This window comes from Asanoa ferruginea, assembly GCF_003387075.1.
Classification (GTDB): domain Bacteria; phylum Actinomycetota; class Actinomycetes; order Mycobacteriales; family Micromonosporaceae; genus Asanoa; species Asanoa ferruginea.
On sequence record NZ_QUMQ01000001.1, the window covers coordinates 3,290,851 to 3,312,664 of the forward strand.

General features: G+C 73.8%; 16 protein-coding genes. 14 read left to right on the forward strand and 2 right to left on the reverse strand.

Annotated features, from left to right (window positions below; all coding sequences use genetic code 11):
- Positions 1–37: 37 nt before the first annotated feature.
- Positions 38–1,963 carry an AfsR/SARP family transcriptional regulator gene (locus tag DFJ67_RS15605; protein WP_116068555.1) on the reverse strand — a complete coding sequence of 642 codons (1,926 nt, stop codon included), beginning with the start codon at positions 1,961–1,963 and terminating at the stop codon, positions 38–40.
- 106 nt (positions 1,964–2,069) lie between these two features.
- On the opposite strand from DFJ67_RS15605, the gene DFJ67_RS15610 reads away from it, so the two are divergent.
- The 14 genes from DFJ67_RS15610 (at position 2,070) to DFJ67_RS15675 (ending at position 20,521) form a co-directional block, all read left to right on the forward strand.
- Positions 2,070–2,942: an alpha/beta fold hydrolase gene (locus DFJ67_RS15610; RefSeq protein WP_116068556.1), complete on the forward strand. Its 873-nt coding sequence runs from the start codon at positions 2,070–2,072 to the stop codon at positions 2,940–2,942.
- A gap of 107 nt (positions 2,943–3,049) precedes the next feature.
- Positions 3,050–3,841, forward strand: coding sequence for a hypothetical protein (locus DFJ67_RS15615; protein WP_116068557.1), 792 nt, complete (start codon positions 3,050–3,052; stop codon positions 3,839–3,841).
- A 72-nt stretch (positions 3,842–3,913) separates the two neighbouring features.
- Entirely contained in the window at positions 3,914–6,715 is a 2,802-nt protein-coding gene (locus tag DFJ67_RS15620; protein WP_116068558.1) for an AfsR/SARP family transcriptional regulator, read from the forward strand.
- A 52-nt stretch (positions 6,716–6,767) separates the two neighbouring features.
- Complete coding sequence (locus DFJ67_RS15625) at positions 6,768–9,536, forward strand: AfsR/SARP family transcriptional regulator (RefSeq protein ID WP_170215867.1); 2,769 nt, start codon at positions 6,768–6,770, stop codon at positions 9,534–9,536.
- Complete coding sequence (locus DFJ67_RS15630; RefSeq protein ID WP_116068560.1) at positions 9,533–10,480, forward strand: DUF6177 family protein; 948 nt, start codon at positions 9,533–9,535, stop codon at positions 10,478–10,480. Before DFJ67_RS15625 ends, DFJ67_RS15630 begins: the two co-directional genes overlap by 4 nt.
- Positions 10,481–10,528: 48 nt before the next feature.
- The gene (locus DFJ67_RS15635) at positions 10,529–10,864 is read left to right on the forward strand and encodes a hypothetical protein (RefSeq protein ID WP_116068561.1); all 336 of its coding nucleotides are present in this window, start codon (positions 10,529–10,531) and stop codon (positions 10,862–10,864) included.
- A gap of 26 nt (positions 10,865–10,890) precedes the next feature.
- Entirely contained in the window at positions 10,891–11,196 is a 306-nt protein-coding gene (locus tag DFJ67_RS15640; protein ID WP_116068562.1) for a pore-forming ESAT-6 family protein, read from the forward strand.
- 9 nt (positions 11,197–11,205) lie between these two features.
- On the forward strand, positions 11,206–11,670 hold the full coding sequence (locus DFJ67_RS15645) for a DUF6507 family protein (RefSeq protein ID WP_116068563.1): 465 nt from the start codon (positions 11,206–11,208) through the stop codon (positions 11,668–11,670).
- On the forward strand, positions 11,667–13,628 hold the full coding sequence (locus DFJ67_RS15650; RefSeq protein WP_116068564.1) for a hypothetical protein: 1,962 nt from the start codon (positions 11,667–11,669) through the stop codon (positions 13,626–13,628). The genes DFJ67_RS15645 and DFJ67_RS15650 overlap by 4 nt, the downstream gene beginning before the upstream one ends.
- A gap of 7 nt (positions 13,629–13,635) precedes the next feature.
- Positions 13,636–13,890: a hypothetical protein gene (locus DFJ67_RS15655; RefSeq protein WP_116068565.1), complete on the forward strand. Its 255-nt coding sequence runs from the start codon at positions 13,636–13,638 to the stop codon at positions 13,888–13,890.
- 10 nt (positions 13,891–13,900) lie between these two features.
- Positions 13,901–15,211, forward strand: a complete 1,311-nt coding sequence (locus DFJ67_RS15660) for an EsaB/YukD family protein (RefSeq protein WP_170215868.1) — start codon at positions 13,901–13,903, stop codon at positions 15,209–15,211.
- An 11-nt stretch (positions 15,212–15,222) separates the two neighbouring features.
- On the forward strand, positions 15,223–16,263 hold the full coding sequence (locus DFJ67_RS15665) for a hypothetical protein (RefSeq protein ID WP_116068567.1): 1,041 nt from the start codon (positions 15,223–15,225) through the stop codon (positions 16,261–16,263).
- The gene (gene eccCa / locus DFJ67_RS15670) at positions 16,260–20,174 is read left to right on the forward strand and encodes a type VII secretion protein EccCa (protein ID WP_116068568.1); all 3,915 of its coding nucleotides are present in this window, start codon (positions 16,260–16,262) and stop codon (positions 20,172–20,174) included. Before DFJ67_RS15665 ends, eccCa begins: the two co-directional genes overlap by 4 nt.
- Positions 20,171–20,521 (forward strand): hypothetical protein, encoded by a 351-nt coding sequence (locus DFJ67_RS15675; RefSeq protein WP_116068569.1) that lies wholly within the window; start codon positions 20,171–20,173, stop codon positions 20,519–20,521. The genes eccCa and DFJ67_RS15675 overlap by 4 nt, the downstream gene beginning before the upstream one ends.
- A 6-nt stretch (positions 20,522–20,527) precedes the next feature.
- On the opposite strand, the gene DFJ67_RS15680 is transcribed toward DFJ67_RS15675, so the two are convergent.
- Complete coding sequence (locus DFJ67_RS15680) at positions 20,528–21,814, reverse strand: ABC transporter substrate-binding protein (RefSeq protein WP_116068570.1); 1,287 nt, start codon at positions 21,812–21,814, stop codon at positions 20,528–20,530.

Consider the following 21,814-nt stretch of genomic DNA (forward strand, 5'->3'; position numbering starts at 1 on the left):
ACACTCCGCGTAGCGAGGGATCCGCGAAACGGGTCGCTCAATCGCCACTGACGGTGAGCTGTTCGAGGTGGTCGGCGATCGGGCCGGCGGTGAGCATGCCGCTGCCGGCGCCGGCCAGTTCGTCTGCCGCCGGCGTCAGAGCGGCTCGTGCACGGCCGGCGCGGTCGTGGTCGCCGACGTGGACGGCCGCCCGGCCGATGAGGCACCAGAGCGCCTCCAACAGCAGGTCGGCCGGCGGGTCCGGAGCCTGCCGCAGCGCGGTCGCGGCCTCCGCCCGGCGGTCGCGCGCCAGCAGCACGAGAGGCCGGGCCCAGGGTGCGTAAGGCCCCCAGTCGGTCGAGTCGTCGAAGTCGGCCGGCTCGTCGTGCCAGACCCGCAGGCACAGCACAGCCAGCGGCAGCAGGCCGCGCTCGACACCTGGCATGCCGGCACCGGTCAGTTCGGAGGAGGCGGCCCGGTAGGCGGCCTCGGCGGCGGAGATCGACGCACCGCTCGCGGCCAACCTCAGCGCGCGGTACCAGGCCGTGAACGCGGAGACGAGCGGCCGGCCGTGGCGTGCCGCCAGCCGGTCCGCGGCGGCCGCGTGCGTGTCGGCCCCCGCGAAGTCGGCCAGCGCCGACCGGGCCTGTAGGCGCACCAGGTGGCCGAGGATCTCGAACGAGGCCAGCCCGTGTTCGGCCGAGAGGGTGATCAGTTCCGCCCCGATCCGGTCGCGCTCCGGTGCCAGGCCGGCGCGCTGGAACGTCTGCATGTAGACGCCGTTTAACGCGAAGGCCAACAGGGGTGGGTCGCCGAGCCGGCGGGCGACCTGTTCTGCCGCCAGGGCGGCCGCCGAGGCGTCGGTGCCGCGCGACTCCACCGCGATCGTCGCCAGCAGGCGGGCCCGGACCGCGTCCGGGGCGTCCGCCGGAAGAGCGGCCAGCGTCCGCGTCGCCGCGGCCACCACGTCGGCCGCTTGGGCCGGGTCGTCGGAACGCGTCCAGATAGCGGGTACGTCGTAGCGCCCGATCACCCGCGCCGTCAGTTCCGGGTCGCCCAGTCGCTCGGCCGCCTCGATGGCCGCCAGCCGCTGGCCGCGCGCCGCCTCCAAGCCGCCGACCACCGCCAGGCCGCTCAGCAGGTCGACCGTCGACTCGAGGCGGACCGATGCGCCGGACACCGTGCGGTCGTAGGCGGCCGCCGCGTCCGCCCAGATCTGGTCGGCGGACGACGGGCGGGTCTGCCGGAGGATGTCGGTCTCCAGTCGGCGCAGTTCCGGACCGGGATCGATGCCGAGTTGCTCGCGGAGCAGGTCGCGGGCCCGGCGCAGCACCGCGAGCGCGTCGCCCTGCCGGCCGGTCTGGTTGAGCGCCGAGGCCAGCAGCCGCCAGGCACCCTCCCGCCACGGGTGCGCGGCCACGTGCGCGTCCAGGTCGGGCACGGCCTCGGCGGCCCGGCCGAGCGCCAGCATCGCCTCGGCCCGCAGTTCGACCGCGTTGAGCCGCAGTTCTTCGAGCCGGGACCGATCGGCCACGGTCCAAATCTGATCTTCGAATCCGGCGTACGCCGGCCCGCGCCACCAGGTCAGCGCCTCGTCGAGCCGGTCGAGCACAACCCTCGGCGGTGGGGCTGACGCGTCGGCGACCACGTCGGCGAACCGCCACGCGTCAACAGCGGATGGCTCGGCCTTCAGCGCGTAACCGGGGCCCTCGGTGACGAGCAGCGACGGCCGGGCCCGGGGTGCCCTCGACGGCTCCAGCGCGCGCCGCAGCGCGGCCACGAACGTGCGGACCGCGCTCACCGCGCCGGCCGGTGGGTCGTCGCGCCACAGGTCGTCGACGAGCACGTCGACCGGGACCAGCCGGCCGCGGGCGACGATCAGCCGGGCCAGCACCGCCCGGTGCTTCGGGCCCCGCAGGTCGATCGGCGCACCGGCGGCGTCCCAGGCGACCACCGGACCGAGCACACCGAACCCGACCGGCACCGACCCGCCTCTCCCGCAAACCGGAGGCCAACGTATCGCGCTCATCGGTTGCTCATCCGCGATCGGCACGCTGGATCCCGAACCCACCACGAAAGGACCCTGGCAGATGCCCTCGATTCCCGGATTCGACCTGCGCCGCGTCACCGTCGACGACGGAGTGGCGCTGACCGCCGCGGTGGGCGGTTCCGGCCGCCCGATCGTGCTCCTGCACGGCTTCCCGCAGACCCACCTGATGTGGCGGCATGTCGCCGCCGACCTGGCCGCCGACCACACCGTGATCTGCCCAGACCTACGGGGGTACGGCGCCAGCGACAAGCCGGAGGCCGGCGAGCTCACCTACGCGAAGCGGACCATGGCCGCCGATGTCGTGGCGCTGGCGAAGGCACTCGGACACGACCGGTTCGCCCTCGCCGGCCATGATCGCGGTGCGCTGGTGGCCATCCGCGCCGGTCTCGACCACCCGGAGACGATCACCCACTTGGCCGCCCTCGACGTGCTGCCGACGCTGGACATGTGGGATGTGCTGCACGGCGCCCAGGCGGCGGTCGCCTTCCACCTCTACCTGATGGCCCAGCCGCCGGGCCTGCCCGAGCGGATGATCGAGGCAAGCGCCGACGAGTTCTTCGGCTCGTTCCTCGACGGCTGGGCCGGCGACGCCGCCGCGATCCCGCCCGACGTGCGCGCGACCTACCTGGCCGCCTCGCGGGCGGCGGTCCCGTCGATCGTCGCCGACTACCGGGCCTCGGCGGGCATCGACGTGGCACACGACCGGGCCGACCGCGACGCCGGCCGCCGGCTCGCCATGCCGGTCGCGGTGGTGCAGCAGGACTGGGGTGCGGCGCTCGGCTATGACGCGGCCGCGATCTGGGGTGCCTGGGCGCCGGACCTGGTGCACCGCACGACCTCGGCCGGTCACTTCATGGCGGAGGAGGCGCCCGACGAGATCGTCAAAGCGTTGCGTGACCTGTTGAGCCGATGAGGGTTCGGACGGGTGACCCGACCCCCGCCGCACACGGCGTCCGTCGTGGGTGGCGGGGGGTCGGCCCTACGGTGGACAGCGATGCCTAAGTGAGGGGGTCGCGACCCGTGCAAGAGGTAACGGATCCGCCGGAGGAGGGGCGCGGGGAGCCCTACGCCGAGACCGCCGAGATCGAGCTGTCGGTCCATGATGGTGTGTGGCCGGCCAGCGAAGATCTCCCGCTGCCGACGGTCCACCATCGGGTGATGCTGACCGACCTGCCGCCGAGCGGGCTCGCCGACATCGCGCGCCGGCTCAAGCTGACGCTTCCGGAAGCCGAGTTCGTGCCCGAGCCGCCACCGGCCCAACCGCCAGCGGCCGCAGAGCCGCCACTGGCTCTGGACGAACCAGCGCCCCGACTAGAGCTGGTCCCAGCGCCGGCGGCGGCCCCCGAGCCGGCAACGATCCCCGAGCCGGCAACGATCCCCGAGCAACCAGCAGTGCCCGAGCCCGAACGAGTGCGGTCCTCCGGGCCGGCCCTCGCGGAGCTGCCCGCCACCGAGCTCGACGAGCTGGCCAGAGACCTGTTCGCGCGGGTCGTCGACGGCCCGGCCCAGGCCTGGGCCGAGGTGCCCGCGACCGAGGAGCTCTTCGACTACCTGCGCCGCGAGCTGGGCGACGAGCAGCGCCGGATAGACGCGTTCGTCTACCGGGTCGAGGGCGGCAAGCCGGTCGTGGTCGTCCGGCCGTCCATGGCGCCCGACGGCAGGCGCATCCTGCGCCGCATCGTCCGCACCACCTCTCGTGAAGTGGCCTGGAAGGTCGTCGACCTGTGGATCGGTGTGCCGATCGCGATGGTGCTCAACCCGCCGGCCGACCTCGTCGAAGCCGTCTACTACGCCGCTGACCTCGGCCACTGAGACCTTGCCATCCGTGGCAAGGCCGCGGGCAGACGGTGGAGTCGACATCGGGCTGACGACGAGGAGACCACCGTGGTCCCTGGGCCGGCGATCGAGCTGCGGGTGCTCGGGCCGCTGAGCCTTACGCTCGCCGCTGAGCAGCGGTTGCCACCACGCGACCGTGACCTGCTCGCCCTGCTCGCCTGCCGGCCCAACGCGCCCGTCCCGGCCGGTCAGTTGGTCGACGCGCTCTGGCCGGCCCAACCGCCGCGTACCGCGGCCAAGGCACTCCAGGTGCGGGTGCACGAGCTGCGGCGGGCGCTCGGCGACCCGGGCCGGATCAAGCACGACCAGCAGGGGTACGCGCTGTCCGTCGCGCCGGCCGAGGTCGACGCCCCGGCGTTCGAGGCGCTGCTCGGTCAGGGCCGGGCCGAGTTGGGCGCCGGCCGCCTCGCCGCCGGCGTCGCCGTGTTGCGGCGGGCCCTCGACCTCTGGCGGGGTCCGGCCTTCGCCGGCCAGGACCATCTCGAGCCTGTGCGGGTAGAGGCGGCGCGCCTCGCCGAGCTGCGGCTCGCGATGGTCGAGGCGCTGGCCGACGCCGAGATCGCACGTGGCCGGCACAGCGAGATCGTCGAGTTGTTGCGGACCGTGCAGGCCGAGCATCCGCTGCGCGAGGAGGTGACCGCCCGGCTGATGCTGGCCCTACACCGGGCGGGCCGTACCGCGGAGGCGGTGCGCCACTATCGCGAGCTGCACCGGCGGCTCGCCACAGAGCTGGGCGCCGTGCCGGCCCGCTCGCTGCGCGACCTGCGCGCGGCGATCGTCGCCGGCGATCCGGCGCTCGACCTGCCGCAGCCGGTGGTGGCCGTGCCGAAGCCGGCCGAGCTGCCGACCGAGGTGCCCGCGTTCGTCGGCCGGGCCGGCGAGATCGAGCAGCTCCGCGCCGTGCTCACCGCGCGGACCGGCACCACCGCGATCGCCTCCGTCAACGGGATCGGCGGGGTCGGCAAGTCGGCGCTCGCCGTCGTTGTGGCCGCGGCCCTGTCCAGAGCAGACGCGTTTCCAGACGGGCAGCTGTTCGTCAACCTGCACGGTGCGACCGCGGGGCTGCGGCCACTGACACCGGTCGACGTGCTCGCCCGCTTCCTGCGCTCACTGGGCATCGAGCCGCCGCACGATGTCGAGGAGGCCGCGGCGCGGTTCCGCTCGGCGACCGCCAACCGCCGGATGCTGCTCGTGCTCGACAACGCCTTCGACGCGCACCAGGTGCGACCACTGCTGCCCGGCGGCGGCTCCTGCGCGGTGCTGGTCACCAGCCGGCGCGTGCTGTCCACCCTGGATGGCGCCGCCCAGCTGCGATTGGGGCCGTTGGGGCAGGACGACGCGCTGACCCTGCTGGCCCGGCTGGCCGGCGGCGACCGGGTCGCCGCCGAGCACGCCGCGGCGGCCGACATCGCCCGGTTCTGCGGGCTGCTCCCCCTCGCCCTGCGGGTGACCGGCGCACGACTGGTCGCGCAACCGGCGCGCAGCCTGGCCACCTACGCCGACCAGCTCTCCGACGAACGGCGCCGGCTCGACGCGCTGGAGCACGCCGACCTGGCGGTGCGGGCCAGCATCGCGGCCAGCCACCAGGACCTCGGCGGCCAACCCGAGGTGGCCGCGCTGCTGGCCCAGGTGGCGGGCCTCGACGTGCCGGATGTGACCGCGGAGGTCGCCGGTGCCGTCGCCGCGCTGCCGGTGGCGCAGGCCGCGACCGCACTCGACCGGCTGGTCGACATCCAGCTGATGGAGCAGCCGGCCGACGGCCGCTACCGGATGCACGACCTGATCCGGCTGTTCGCTCGCGAGCGGGCCGGCCTGGCACCGGAGGCGCTCGTGCGGGTGGCCGACCACTACGCCGCCATCGGCGAGCGGGCCACCCGGTTGCTCGACCCGGGCCAGGCGAAGTGGCTGGGCGACGCGGCTGCGGGCCTGGACGGCGGCACGGCCGCCGCCGCCCGCGTCTGGCTCGACGCCGAACGGGCTCACATCGTCGGCATCGTGCGCCAGCTCTCCGCGTTGCCGGGCCAGGCGAGCGCCGCCGCGATCCGGCTCGGTGCCGCGTTCGCCACACCCCTGGACATGGGCGGTTATCTGCGCGAATGGATCGACTGCGGCGAGGCGGTCGTGGCGGTGGCCGCACGGCTCGGCGACCGGCCGGCCGAGGCGCGGGCCCGGATGTTCCTCGGCTACGCCTACGGCCGGCTGGGTCGCCAGGCCCACGAGGTCGAAGAGGTCGAACGCGCCCTCGTCCTGTGGCGCCGCGTTGGTGACCGCTTCGGCGAGTCCGGCGCTCTCAACGCCTGCGGCCTGGCCTATCTGCACGTCGGCCGGTTGGCCGAAGGGATCGCGCACCTGGAGAGCGGGTTGGCGCTGCGCCGCGCCGTCGGCGACCAGCACGGCGAGTCGATGCTGCTCGACAACCTCGGCTGCGGTTACCGCGCACAGGGCCGGCTGGCGGAAGCGATCGAGGTGCACGAGAAGGCGCTCGCGCTGGCCGACGAACTGGGCAACGTCCGGTCGCAAGCGCATGCGCTCGGCAACCTGGCCGAAGACCTGCGCGCGGCCGGCGACTACCACCGGGCCCTGACCTATTACCGCCGCAGCCTGGCCAACCACCGGGCGTTCGGCGAGCGTCATCACGAGGCCCGCGAGATGTGGGGGATCGGCTCCGTGCTGCACCGGCTCGGCCGCTCGCGGCCGGCCCGCCGGCACTGGGACGGTGCCCTTGCGATCCTCCAGGAGACCGGCCGGCTGACCGCCGACGAGGTGGCGGAGATCAGGCGGGGGCCGGTCGATGTGGTGCCGGCCGCGATCGAGGTGCTCGGGCTGACAAATGTCATAACCACGTCGTAACCGGCCAGGTCCATGATGGGTGGCAGAGACCGGGACGGGAGAGTTCACGACGGTGACTGGCGATACCCGCTTCCTGCTGCTCGGCCCCATCGAGGCGCACCGTGGCGACCAACCTCTTCCGCTGGGCCGCCGCCGCGAGCGCTGCCTGCTCGCCGTGCTGCTGCTGGCGGCCAACCGGGTGGTGCCCGCCGAGCGCCTGATGGACCTGCTGTGGGACGGCGATCCGCCCGACTCCGCGCGAGCCAGCCTGCACACCCACGTCTCGCGGCTACGGGTGCGGCTCGAGCCCGGCGTGGTCATCGCGGCCCAGCATGGCGGGTATGTGGTGCGGACCGATCCGGCCGCCATCGACGCACACCGCTTCGCCGGGCTGGTCCGTGATGCCCGTGCGGTGACCGACCCCGAGCGGCGGGCAACGGTCCTGCGCCGCGCGCTGGCGCTGTGGCGCGGCCCGGCGCTGGCCGACAGCGGGAGCGACCGGCTTCGCGAGCGGGTCGTCGCCGACCTCACCGAGCTCCGGCTGACCGCGCTGGAGCTGGCGATCGACGCCGACCTCGCGTGCGGCCGGCACGCCGACGTCGTCGTCGAGGCGTCCGGCCTGGTCGCCGAGCATCCCCTCCGGGAGGGGCTGTGGGAGCGGTTCGCGCTGGCCCTGCACCGATCGGACCGGCGGGCCGACGCGCTCGACGTGCTCGATCGGGCCCGGGCCAGGCTCGCCCACGAGCTGGGCATCGACCCCGGGCCGGGCCTGGCCCGGATGCGGCAGGCGATCCTGACCGCCGACCCGGGGCTCGCGCCGCCCCCACCGCGGGCCGGCGGCCTCCCGCGCCAGCTTCCGATGGACATCGCCGAGTTCACCGGCCGCGAGGCCGAGATCGAAAGCCTGGTGGAGCTCGCCGGCCGGCCGTCGGGCGCCGCGCGGATCGCGGTCGTGGAAGGAATGGCCGGCGTCGGCAAGACCCGGCTGGCGGTGCACGTCGCTCGATTGCTGGTCGACCAGGGCCGCTTCGACGAGGTGCAGCTCTGGGCCGACCTGCACGGGCTCGCGGGCGACCAGCCGCGGGCCGATCCACACGAGGTGCTCGGCCGGTTCCTGCGCGAGCTGGGCGTGCCCGACGCACCCGTCGACCCGCAGGAGCGCGCGGCCCTCTACCGGAGCCTGCTGGCCGGCCGTCGGGTGCTGGTGCTGCTCGACAACGCGGCCGACGAGGAACAGGTCCGGCCATTGCTGCCGGGCGGCCCACACTGCCTGGTGCTGATCACCACCCGACGCCGGCTGTTCCGGCTGGAGGGCGGCTGGCCATTGCCGCTCGACGTGTTCAGCCCCAGCGAGGCGGCCGAGCTGATCACGAGGGTGGCCGGGCCCGGCCGGGTCGTCGCACACACCGCCGACGTGGCGCAGCTCGCCGAACTCTGCGGTCACCTGCCGCTGGCCGTCACGCTGGCCGCCCGACGGTTGCAGGGCCGTCCGACGTGGACGGTCGCCGACCTGGTCGACCGGCTCGCGACCGACGACAGCCGGCAGACTCTGCAATCGGCGTTCGACCTGTCCTACCAGGCCCTCGGGTCCGAACAACGCCGGTTCCTGCGGATGCTGGGCCTGCACCCCGGCCCCGACTTCACCGCCGACTCGCTCGGTGCCCTGGTCGCCCGCCCGCGTGACGAGGCCGAGGGCATCCTCGAAAGCCTGCTCGACGAGCACCTCGTGCAGCAGCGGGTGCCCGGCCGCTATCTCCTGCACGACCTGGTCCGTGGTTACGCCGCGTCCCGGGTCGCGCGCGACGAATCGGTCCCGACCCGGCACGCCGCCATCGGCCAGCTCCTCACCCACTACCTCGATCTCGCGCGGCAGGCGACGCTGCTGATCCACCCCAGCGAGTCGCGCCGGGTGGCGCGCACGTCGGCCGGCGCCGACGGCCGGGGCTGGCCGCGGACCGCAGCCGAGGCCGCCGCCTGGGGCGACGCCAACTTGCCAACCCTGGTGGCGACCGTGCGATTGGCGGCCGGGCTACCCGGGCCGTTGCCGCGGCTCGCGGTGGAGCTGGTGCTCGCCCTCTACCGGCCGCTGGCCAACCGGGGTCACCACGACGAGCGGCTGGTCCTCAACGCGCTCGCGGCGCACACCGCCGGCCGGATCGGCGACCGGCGGGCCGAGGCGCAGGCGCTCGAAGACCTCGGGGTGATGTGTGGGCAGATCGGGCGGCTCACCGAGGCGGTGCAGCACATCAGCGCGGCGCTGGCGATCTGGCGCGAGCTCGACGACCCGATCGGCATCACCGGCTGCCTGACCCAGCTCGGCAACAGCTACCGGCAGCTCGGCCGGTTCGACGACGCGGTGCGCCACCTGCGGCGCAGCCTCGCGGTGAGCCGGGCCGCCGATTACCGGGCCGGCGCGGCCGGTGTGCTCAACAACCTCGGCCTTGCCCTGCAGGGCATGGGTGCGCACGACCGCGCGCTGCGCTACCAGCGACGCAGCGTCGCCGCGTTCCAGGCGCTCGACAACCATCGCGGCGCGAGCATCGCGCGGGCCAACCTCGGCTGGGCGTGCCAGCGGGCCGGCCAGCCGGGCGAGGCGCTCGGTCACCACCGGGCCGGTCTGCGGGTGTTCCGCGAGGTCGGCGACCGCTACAACGAGGCCGAGCAGCTCTGGGCTCTCGGGCTGGCCCACCACACGCTCGGCGAACACGGGGTCGCGCGAGCGAGTTGGCGGGATTCGGTTGGCCAGCTTGTCGACCTGGGGCACCTCGCCGACGACGAGGGCGAAGAGCTGCTCGCCGCGGCGGTGCCGGCGACCCCCGACGTGATCCGGTTGAACAGTTGAGGGTCGCCGACACGGTCACCGACCGGGCCTGTGTGGTGTTGCAGGACCGGCCGGTGCTGGGCCTGCACCGCGGGCTGGTCGACCTGCTGCTCGCCGCCGAACGCGATGGCCGGGCGGTGCGGGTGGTCACGCCGCCGACCACCCGGCTGACCATGCCGTTGCACGCCGTGCTGGCCGGTGGGGCCGGCAGCTGGGTGGTCCGCTACCCGGAGCACGGCTACTTCGACGCCGACTCCGGTGCGCCCCTGCACTGGTCGGAGGGAGACTTCGCGGCCTACGCCGAGCCCGCCGGCCCGGCAGCGGCAACCGATGCCGGCTCGCAGCTCTGGATGACCGTGCGGCTGCTGCACACCAGCCCGCCGGCCTCCTTCGGCCTGGCCACCGAGGCGGTGTGCACGGCGCTGACCGGCGGGCCGCCGGCCGGCTGGGGCAATGCCGAACCGGTGGCCGAGCCCTGGCGACCGATCGAGCTGAGCATCGCGGCGGCCAGCCGGGGGCGGCGACCGACCACGCTGGTGGTGGTCGGTGGTGGTCAGCGGGCGGCCATCGGGCTGCTCGAGTTCGCCATCGAGCCCGCCGGCATCAGCGAGACGCTGACCATGGCCGTGGGTGGTTTCGCCGCCGCACCGCCAGACCTTGACGAGCTGGCCACGCGGCTCGCGACCGACCATCCGCTGGGACTCGCGCTGATGGTGTTCCGGCCGGGCCGGGCCGACCTGACGCAGGTGCCGTTCGAGCCCGCCGAAGGGCGTCCGCTGTGCGTCACGGTAGGTCCGACGGCATATACCGGCGACGGGCGCGACGCACTGCTCGCACTCCCAGGTGCCCGCACCGCGGGCCCGGCTGTCCATTGCGACCTGTCCGCCGGTTGGGCCGCGTACGCCCAGGTCAGATCCGTTGCCATGGCCGGCAAGGAGGATGGCAAGCCGGACGCGGTTGGCTAGCCCGGCAGCCGGCGCCTCCGGCTGCGCGAAAACCTCCGGGAGGCGACCATGCGATTCGACATGGGCAGCGACGCGCTGCCGACGCTCATCAACCGCACCCAGGGGTCGCACCAGGACCTGGGCGCGCTCATCCGGCAGTTGATCGCCGCCGCCGAGCCGCTGGAGGGCAAGTTCAACGGCTCGGCCAAGGTGGCGTTCGACCGGTTCAAGGCCCGCGGCGACGAGATCACGGCCGAGCTGAACTCGGCCGTCGCCTCGATTCTCGGCGGCCAGCAGGGCATGAGCACCTCGTTCGTCGAGGGCGACCAGTCGATGGCGGACACCTCGCACGGCACCGAGGGTTCGGCCGACTTCGCCGGCGCGTCGTTCCGCACGCTGGCCTGACCGTCCACATCAGACGAGGAGCGGTGATGGGTTCACTGGATCGGCTCAGCTACGACACCGGTGCGTCCGCCGAGGCGCAGGGCAACATCGCGCGGGTGGTCGGCCAGCTCGAGAGCCTCATCAACGACCGTGACCAGGCGGTCAAGTCGGCGTTGGCGGACTTCTCCGCAGACGGCGTCTCCGACCTCTACCACGGCAAGGAGGTGCGCTGGAACCGGGCCGCGCAGGAGGTCCGCTCGATCATCGCGCTGATCCGCAAGACGTTGAGCGAGAACGACAGCACCGCCGGGCAGGCCCAGTCCCGGGCCCGCGCCGCGGTCGACGCGATCTGAGGACGAGTCGTGGCCCGCTACCGCATCGAACCGCTCGGCGTGCGGCAGGTGGTCAACACCGTCGACGCGTACGCCCGGGACCAGCTCGCCAAGGCCAGTGAGAGCACCCAGGACGCGGTCGAGGCCGCGACGACCCATCTCGACCCGATGTCGCCGGTGCGTGGGCTGCTGAGCCCGTTCGGCCTCGCCGTCAGCGGTCAGCTCAAGGCGGTGTACGCGGCCACCAGCGACGTGCTGTCGGCCGCGGCGAACGCGACCAACGCCTACGTCGAAGCCGACCTGGAGATGGCCCGCCGCGGCGCGAACGGTGAGGTCTACGTCTCGGGTTCCGTGGGCGACCGGGCGCAGCACGCCGGTGCGCGGGAAGCCGGCGGGCTGGCCGCGCTGCCGCGCCAGGACGCTGACAACGCCCGCAACGGCAGCCACCCATCCCTCGCCGACTGGCTCGCGCAGGTCAACGGGGGCAAGCCGTGACGGACTACTACCGCCAGCACTGGAAGTCGAACGAAACCGCGCGCTACGGGCTGGGCGGCGCGCTGATCGACCCGGCGGCGATCCCCGAGGTCCACTACGACGTCGGCGGCCTGGACGGTGACGCGGCCAAGCTGATCGCATTGGGCAAGCGGATCGAGTCGGTCGCGCAGGGCATCGAGAAGCGCTGGCGGGACGGGCTGCCCGACCATTACGACGCGCCCGAGGCGGATCAGCTCGTCGCGGGCACTGGCCGGGTGGTCGCCAAGGCCGGCAAGCCGAACGCCGACCTCGCCGCCGTCGGCGCCGCCCTCAGCACGCTGGCCTCGGCGGTCGGGACGTTGCAGCTGAAGCTCGACGTGCTGCGCGCGGAGGCGACGGCATTCCGGGCCTGGGCACTGAGCCTGACCTCCGAGGCCAAGTTCCACGGCGGCGCCGGCGTGCCGAAGGACTGGCGCACCGAGCTCTACCCGGCCTGGAACCGCACGTTCGGCAAAGACGTCAACATGAGCCTCTGCAACCAGGTCGGCGACGCGCTCGACGGCATCATGCGCGCCGAGGAGGCATGCGTGGCGGCCATCGAGTCGCACACCGACACCGCGGCGCTGCCGATGCCCAGCGAGATCCCGCCGGTCCGCGAGCCGGGCAACGGCGCGCTGCGGCTCGACGACGCGCGGGCACGCCCTTACGACTGGCGCCGCCTGGCCCTCACCTCCGGTCACGACCTCCCGTGGGGTGGCTGGCAGTCGATCCCGAAGCACCGCATCGACATCTTCACCAAGCTGGTCGCCGGCATTCTCGACAGTCTCGTGTTCTCGCCGGTGAAGTTCTACGCCGGCCTGGCCGGCCTGGGTCTCGTGAGCGCGAAGGACCCGATGCACCGAGGTCAGCTCGGCATCACGTTCAAGGCGGGCACGGCGAAGCAGACCTGGGCCGGCGTCGGCAGGCTGATGCTGGCCGGCGCACCCGGCACTTACCTGGACCGCGGGCTGCGCCACCAGAACGTCCAGACCTGGAAGCAGCTGGGGCTCAGCTTCGTCGCATCCGACGAGCACGATCCGTGGGTACGCACGGGAAAGGTGGCCGGCAACATCGCCGGACTGTTCACGCCCTCGCCGGCCAAGGGAGTCGGGCTGACCCACGCGTTGGAACGCCTGGCCGAGGCGGGCGGCGAGGCCGCCAAGCGCGGTGGCTGGTGGCGGCTGGCACACGCGGGCGAGCTACCCAAAGCGGTCAGCGAGGGTGCCTGGGTCGGCGCCGACGTGCGGGTCGGCGCGAAGTTCGGCTCACCCGCCATCCGGGACCTCGCTGACGCCGTCCGGTCCGGTTTCGGCCGCGACGGCTCCAACCTGACGCCACGCCACCTGCCCCCGCAACCGGTGCACAACCCGGAGGCCGCGGTCGGGCACGCCAGGCAGTGGTCGGTCGACGCGCAGAAATCGCTGGGCGACGCCTACTACCCCGAGCGGGCCGCGCTGCACGATGCCAAGCTGCGTGCTCTCCGGGCGGCCGAGATGGCCGACCACCCGGCTATCGAACGCGACTTCACCGATCGGCTGGCCGCACTGGCCCGCCAGCACCAGGCGAACCTCGACGCGATGCTCGACGAGGCCGACCGCCGGATCCTCGAGGCGCAGCGGACCGGCCTGCCGCACCACGATCCGGCGGCACCGCCACCGGTCGCGGCGCCGGCGCCGACACTGTCCACATCGGAGTTCGAGCGGATCTGGACCAAGTTGCCGGAAGGGGCCCGGGAGAACCTGCTCGACCTGGTGCTCTGGCGCACGGGGCCGGTCGACACCGCCAGCAACCTGCCCGGCGAGTATTTCTGGCCGCAGGCGCCGGAGACGCAGGAGTTCCTGGGGACGCCGCTCGGCAGGACGCTCGACTATCTGCGCCTGCATCCCGACATCGCGATCGCCGAGTATCTGCGCCAGCATCCGCTCGTGCCGGCTGACTGAGGCCGCGATGGTCCGCGACTACGACGCCCAGCTGCTCGAGTCGGTCGCTGTTCGCCGCCGGCGGCTGCGGGACGCGCTGATGTTCGGTTCGCTGGCCAACCGGCGCTCCTACGGCGAAGGCCTGGGCCGGGCGATGGCCGGTGTCGTGGTCGCCGCCGTGCTCGCCGGTGGCTGCGTCGGGTGGGCGTTCGTGCGGCACCAGATCGCACTTCAGCAGGAACGCGACAAGCCGGCGGTCACCGCGACCGTGCCGGCACGATAGGGAGGGCGACGTGGCGGTCCGCTACAGCCGGGTCACGGTGGTCGGCGCGCGGCGCCGGCTCGACACCGTGCTGCCCGCTGACGAGCCGGTCGGCCGCCTGCTGCCCGAGGTCATGGTCCTGCTCGACGAGCCGGTCGCCCAACCGCCGCGCCCCCGGCAGCTCGTCACCCGTGCCGGCGCGGTGCTGGATGCCGAGGTGACCCTCTCCGCCGCCGGCGTGCCCGACGGCGCCGTGCTGGACCTGGTCGGTGTCGACGACAGCCCGCCGGCACCGGTTGTGCACGACGTGACCGAAGACGCGGCCGACGGCCTCGGCGCGCATGCCTGGCGATGGGGGCCGGCGGCCCGGCGCTGGACCGCGACCGCGGCGGTGGTGCTGCTCGCCGGGACGGTGGCGACGCTGGCCGATGCCGGGCCCGCCGGAGCGCCGTGGCTGGCGGTCGGTGCGGTCGCGTTGTGCCTGGCCGGCGCCGGCATCGGGCGGGTGCACGAGCCCGTCGGCACGGCGCTCGTGTCAGCCGGCGGGCTGGTCGCGTTGCAGGCCGGTTGGATCGCGGCGGCCGGCTGGTCGACCGGCGCGCGTGGGGCGTTGCTGGCGGCCATCGGGTGTGTGCTGCTCGTGGTCTACGGGTTGGCCAGCCCGGTCGGTCGGGCCGGCGTCGCCGGCGGCGGCCTCGGTCTGTTGTTGATCGCCCTGGGCTGGGTGGCGACCCTGGCCGGGCTGCCTCCGGCCAGGCTCGCCGCGGCGCTGGCCGTGCTGGCAACCGTCCTGATCGGACTGCTGCCCCGGTTGGCGCTGGCCGTCGCCGGGCTGAGCCGCCTCGATGACCGGCGCACCGGAGGCGGCGAGGTGGCCCGGCGGGAGGTGACCGGCGCGCTGACTGCCGCGCACCGCACGCTCACCCTCGTCGTGGTGGTGTGTGCCGCTGCCGCCGCCCTCGCCGGCTGGCTGCTCGCCGCGCACGCCGACCGGTGGGCCGCACCCGCGGCCGGGCTGCTGGCGGTGGTGCTGGCCAGCCGGGCCCGCGGTTTCCCACTCGTCGGCGAGGTGGTCGCGTTGTCGGCTGCCACCGGCGTGGTCCTGCTGGGCCTGCTCGCTGCCTGGGTACGCACCGCCGGCGGCGCGACGGCGTGGATGGTCGCGGCCGTCGCGGGCGCGGCTCTACTCGCGCTCGGCGTGCTCGCGCTGGACCCGCCCGCGCACGTGCAGGCCCGGGCCCGGCGGGTGGCCGACCGGATCGAGGCGGTGGCGGTGGTCGCGCTGCCGCCGGTCGCCCTCGGTGTGTTCGGCGTCTACGCCCGCCTGCTGCACAGCTTCTGAGAGGTCACCCGATGAGCCAGCCCGGTTGGTACGGCGACGTCCTGCGCGACCTCGGCGGCGGCGACGCCGGCCAGGCGGAACCGGCCGGCTGGCCGGCGCTGCTGAACCCGGCGATGGAGGCGGACACCGCCACCCTGCCGGCGGTCGGCCGGGCCCGGCCCCTGGCGGCTGAACCGACCCCGCCTCCCGACCCGGCCGCCGCGGCCAGGGCGGTGCGGGCGTTGACGGGCCGGCATCCGCGCGGCGAGCCGCCGGCCCGCGCGGCCCTACGCGTCGCCCGTCGCCTCCTCGGCGCCCGGGCCACCGCGGAGGCCCACGCGATCGCCGGCGACCTCGGCCGGGTGACCCAGCCGGTCACCACGTGCCGCCGGATCCTGGTCGCCGGGGTGGCGGGCGGCTCCGGTGCCACCACGCTCGCGGCGCTGCTCGCGTTGGCCTTTGCCGGTCACCGCCGCGACCGGGTGCTCGCGCTCGACGCCACGGCCGGCGCCGGCTCGCTGTCGTTCCGGCTCGGCTCGGCGCTGCACTGGTCCTATCCGGACCTGATCAGGTCGGGGCTCGACGGCGCGGCCAAGGTGGTCGGGGCGGGCGAGCGGCTCGGCGTGCTCGACCGTCCGGCCGGTGTCGCCCTCGACGACTTCTGGACCGCCGGTTCGTGGATCGCCCGCTACTACGCCGTCAGCGTGCTCGACGGTGGTGCCGAGGGCGCGACCGATCCCCGCTACCTGGCGCACCCGCACAGCCTGGTGCTGGCCGTCCCGGCCACGGTGGATGGGGTGCGCGCCGCGCTGACCTGGCTCGACCGCACCGGTCCCGAGGTCGCCGGCCGCACCGTGCCGGTGCTGGTCGGCCACGCTCCCGTGCACGGCCTGCGCGACGGGCCGGCGCTGCGGGCGCTCTGCGCCGGCACGCCGGCGGTGGCGCTCGAGTATGACCGCAGCCTGGCGACCGGCGCTCCGCTGTGGCCGAAGCGGCTCGGCCTGCCCACCGTCGACGCGGTGCTGCGGATCGCCGGGCTGGCGCTCACCATCGCCTGCGGCGGGCGGTCGTGACCACCCGGCTGGTGCACCGGCCGGCCCGGGCCACCCGCCCGGCCGCGGAGCCGGTCGCCCGGGTCGTCGAGGCGCCGCCGACGCTGCCGGAAGGCCGGGCCGCGTCCAACGTCATGATGTTGTTGCCGGCGGTCGGCATCGCCGGTTCGCTGTCGATGATGCTGTTCTTCCGGGGCAGCGGGTTCGCCGTCATCGGCGCGCTGGTCCTGGTCGCGGCGCTGGTCATCGGCGGCCTGCTGATGCTCTCCCAGCGCGGCCAGGCGGCCCGCGCCCGCCGGCAGCAGCGGGAGCGCTACCTCGACTACCTCGAAGAACTGCGGGAGAGCCTGGCCGCCGACGAGCGGGCGGCCCGGTTGCGGGCCCGACAGCTCAACCCCTCGGTGGCCGCGCTGGTCGACGTGGTGCGCGACCCGGCCCGGCGGTGGGAGCGGCGGCGTTCCGACCCGGATTTTCTCGCACTGCGGATCGGTCTGGGCACGCTGCCGGTGCGGCCGCTCACCCTGCCGGACCAGGGGACCGCCCTGCAACCGACCGACCCGTTCATGCTCGCCGAGGCGCGCGGTGTGCTGCGCCGGTTCCGGCAGGCTCCCGGGATGCCGCTGGTCGTGCCGCTCGACCGGGTCGGCGACGTGAGCATCGTCGGGCCACGGGCGGCGGTGCTGCGTACCGTCGAAACCGTCCTGACGCAGGTCGCGGCGCTGCACGCACCCGACGACGTGGCACTTGCCGTGGCCCATCCGCCCGGGCGGGAGGCCGACTGGGCCTGGGTGCGCTGGCTGCCGCACGTGCTCGACCCGATGGCGCGCGACGGCGTGTCGCCGGCCCGCCGGATCGCCACCGATCCCGGGTCGCTGCGCCTGCTGCTGCGGGCCGAACTCGACCAGCGCGCCGCGCTCGCCGCCGAGTCACGCCGCGGCGGCGACCTGGTCCGGGCGCACCGGCTGCTGGTCGTGCACGACACCTACGGCGAGGTCCCCCAGCGGCTGCCGGACGACCTCGGTGTCACGGTGCTGCACCTGGTGGCCGACCGGCTGCAGGAGCCCGAGCAGGTGGCGATCCGGATCACCGTCGATGGCGCCGACGCGACCGTCGAAGACCTGCGGCCGGCCGCCCCGCTGCGCTCGGCCGGCCGGCTCGACCCGGCCGGACCGGCCCTGGCCGAGGCGTTGGCCCGGATGCTCGCGCCGCTGCGGCTCTCGCCGGACTCGGTCGACGAGGACCCGCACGCCGGCCCGGTCGACATCGTCAACCTGCTCGGCATCGAGGAGCCGGCCACGGTGGACACGGCCTGGCTCTGGCGGGACCGCGGCCCGCGCGGTTTCCTGCGGGTGCCGATCGGCCTCGACGAGCAGGGCCAGCCGGTGCTGCTCGACCTCAAGGAGTCGGCACAGCTCGGCATGGGCCCGCACGGCCTCTGCGTCGGCGCGACCGGCTCGGGCAAGAGCGAGTTGCTGCGGATGCTGGTGCTCGGGCTGGCCGTGAGCCACTCGCCGGATCAGCTCGCGCTGGTCCTCATCGACTACAAGGGCGGTGCGACGTTCGCGCCGTTCGCCGAGCTGCCGCACGTGGCCGGCGTGATCACCAACCTCGAAGACGACGCCGGCCTGGTCGAGCGGGCCTACGCCAGCCTCGACGGCGAGGTGAAACGGCGCCAGCAGGTGCTCCGCGACGCCGGCCACGTCGCCAACATCGCCGACTACGCCGCACTGCGCGAGCAGCGGCCGGACCTGCCGCCGTTGCCCTACCTGATGGTGGTGATCGACGAGTTCGGCGAGCTGCTCACCGCGCGACCCGACTTCATCGAGCTCTTCCTGACGATCGGCCGGATCGGCCGCAGCATCGGCGTGCACCTGCTGCTGTCCAGCCAACGCATCGAGGGCGGCAAGCTGAAGGGCCTGGACACCTACCTGTCCTACCGGCTCGGGTTGCGCACGTTCTCCGAAGCGGAGAGCCGCACGGTTCTGGAGACGCCGGACGCGTTCCATCTCCCGCCGTTGCCCGGCTTCGGCTTTCTCAAGGTCGACACAACGATCTACCAGCGGTTCAAGGCGGGGTACGTGTCGGCGCCCTACCTGCCGGCCGCCGCCGCCCCGCCGGCCGGGTCCGCGCAGCCACCCGCGGTCGGTGTGTTCGGCACCTACAACGCACCGGTGACCGTCGACGACACCGAGGCCGAGCTGCCCGCCCGGACGGTCGGCGGCAGCCTGCTCGGGCTGCTCGTCGACCAGCTCGCCGCGGCGGCCAAGCCGGTGCACCAGATCTGGTTGCCGCCGTTGCCGGCCGCGCTCACCCTCGACCAGGTCGCCGGCCCGGTGGTCGCCGGCCAGGGCGGCGTGCGGCTGCGCGCCGAGCTGCCGCCGATGCGCGTGCCGATCGGCATCCTGGACGATCCGGCCCACCAGGGGCAGGGCGGCTGGGTGCTGGACCTGACCGCCGCCGGTGGCCACGTGGCCGTGATCGGCGGCCCGCAGTCGGGCAAGACCACGTTGCTGCGCACGCTGGTGACCGCCCTCGCACTCAGCCACACCCCGCGCCAGGTCGCCGTCTACGCGATCGACCTGGTCGGCTCCGGACTGTCCACACTGGCCGGCTTCCCGCACGTCGGTGGCGTGGCCGGACGCAGTGACCGGGAACGGATCAGACGCACCATGGAAGAGGTGCGCGCGATGCTCGAAGATCGCGAACACCTGTGCCGCGAGCACGGCATCGACTCGGTCGAGCAGCTCCGGACCCGGCACGCCGCCGGCGAGCTGCCCACGCTGGCGACCGCCGATGTGGTGCTGGCCGTCGACGGGCTCGGCGCCCTGCGGACCGATTTCGAAGACCTCGAGCCCTTGTTGGCCGACCTGTTGCAGCGCGGTGGCGGCTACGGGGTGCACGTGGTCGCGACCATGCTGCGCTGGAACGACGTGCGGATGGCCCTGCAGGCCACCTTCGGGGGCCGGATCGAGTTGCGGCTCGGCGACCCGACCGACTCGGCGGTCGACCGCCGGTTGGCCGAGACCATCCGCCCCGACCAGCCGGGGCGGGCGTTGACCGTGGGCAAGTTGTTCGGCCAGGTCGCGTTGCCGCGGATCGAGGGGCTGGCGGTGCCGGACGGGCTGGCCGAGGCGGTGGAGCAGGTCGCGACACTGGTCCGCACGGCGTGGCCGGGCCCGGTCGCTCCGCCGGTGCGGGTGTTGCCGCACCGGCTGCCCGCCGACCGGCTGCCCACGGCGACCGCCTCGCCCGATCGGCTGCCGGTCGGCGTCGACGAGTTGGCACTCCGCCCTGTCGACCTCGACCTGTTCGGTGCCGACCAGCACCTGCTGGTGCTCGGCGACGGCCGGTGCGGCAAGACCAACCTGCTCCGCGTCGTCGCCCGCGGCCTGTGCGCGCGCTTCACCGAGGAGCAGGTGGTGTTCGCCGTGGTCGACCCACGCGGCCAGTTGCGCGACGCGATCCCGGCGGCCTTCGTCGGCGGCTACGCGCACAACGCCCGGATGGCCGGCGCGCTGGCCGCCGGGGTGGCCAAAGAGCTGCTCAAACGGATGCCGGACGACCCGGGCGCGACCGCCGGTCGGGACGGGCCGCGGGTGGTGCTCCTGGTCGACGACTACGACCTGCTCGCCGGCGGCGGGCAACGCCCGCTGGAGGCGCTGCAACCGCTGATCCCGGCCGCTCGTGACATCGGCCTGCACGTGGTGCTCACCCGGCCGGTGGCGGGTGCCGCGCGGGCCCTCTACGAGCCGTTCGCGCTGGCCCTGCGGGAGACGGGCACGACCGGCCTGGTGATGGCGGGCGACCGGGCGGAAGGGCCGATCTTTCCTGGCGTGTACGCCGGACCACAACCGCCCGGCCGGGGCTGGTGGGTGCGGCGTGGCGAACCGGGCCGGCTGGTGCAGACCGCGACCGACCGGGACACGCCGTGAGCCGCGATGTCATCGTGCTGGTGCCGCAGATGCCGGACGTGGCGGCGGTGACCCGGGCCCTCGAAGCGCTCGGCCCGGACCTGTTGGTCGACGCGGCCGGCGACGCCGGCCTGACCCGGATCTGCGCCCCGTCGGGCCGACCGTTGCTCGTCATCGAAGAGCCGATCATGGTCGCCGTGCCGGGCGAGGTCGCCCGCCTGCTCGATGTCGAGGTGGCCGGTCGCGTCTCGACCCCGGTCTGGTGGTTGGAGCTGCGGGCGAGCGGACCAGACACGGTGGACCTGGTCTACCGCTTCGCGGACGCGGTGGTCGAACACCTGGGCGGCACGCACTGGCCACCCAGGTGACCGGCGTCAGTCGATGAAGATGGTCTTCTTCTGGCTCTCGATGCTCTTCAGGATGCTCGCGGCGTCGCCCGGCTTGCGGATGAACTCCTGGAACGCCGGGATGATGACCGTCGACGCGAAGTCGGGCCGGGTGTCGCGGTCGAGGAACTGTGCGATGTTCTTCGCGCTGCCGACCAACTCGGCCGACTTCTTCTGGATCGCCGTGTAGGAACTGGTGTCGGCCTTGGTGTTCGACGAGATGAACGGCTCGCCGAGCTTGCTGGCCGCGGTCGCCGCGTCGGGGCTGGCCAGGTAGGCGAGCAGTTTCTTGGCACCGGCCTTGTTCTTCGGCTTGGCGCTCATGCAGAAGCCGTCGATGGGTGCGTCGATCGCGTCGGCGCCGATGGCGGGGTCGACCGCCGGGAAGGTGAACAGGTCGACGTCTTCGCGTTCGGCCTGCGGGAACTGGTCGATCAGGAAGGTGCCGAGCAGATACATGCCGGCCTTCTTCTGCTGGAGCGACTGTGCCGCCTCCTGCCAGGTGCGGCCCAGCGAGTCGGGCTGGTGGTAGGGCAGGATCTGCGCCCAGGCGTCGAAGACCTTCTTCACCTCGGCGCTCTCCCACGAGCCCTTGCCGGCCATCAGGTCGATGTGGAACTGGTAGCCGTTGATCCGCATGTTGAGGATGTCGAACGTGCCCATCGCGGGCCAGCCGTCCTTGTCGGCGAACGCGACCGGCACCAGGCCGTCGCCCTTCATCTTGTCGGCGAGCGTGGCCAACTCGTTGATCGTGGTGGGCGGGGTATAGCCGCGCTCCTGCCAGACGCTCTTGCGGTAGAAGATCGCCCACGGGTAGTAGGACTGCGGCACGAAATACTGCTTGCCGTCGTCGCCGGTGCTCGCGGTCTTGAACGAGTCGGCGACGCCGTCGAGCGGCCAGACGTCGCTGATGTCGCCGACCAGCCCGCGCTTGGCGAAGAACCGCATCCGGTAGCCGGCGAACCAGGAGAACACGTCGTCGGGGCTGCCCTGTAGGTAGTTGTTGATGTTCTCCTGGAACGTGTTGTGGTCGATCTCGTTGAGCTTGACCGTGATGCCGGCGTTCTTGCCCTGGAAGTCGGTCACGGCGGCCTGGCGCTGCTTCGCGAAGGTCGAGCCCACCTCGTTGGAGCCGAACGTCACCTCGCCCTGACCAGAGCCGCTGTCGGTCGCACCACCGCCGTCGTCGTCACTGCCACAGGCAGCGAGTGCGGGGGTGGCGGCGACGGCGGCCGCGCCGAGCAGCAGAGACCGCCGGTTGATGTGGTTGTTCAT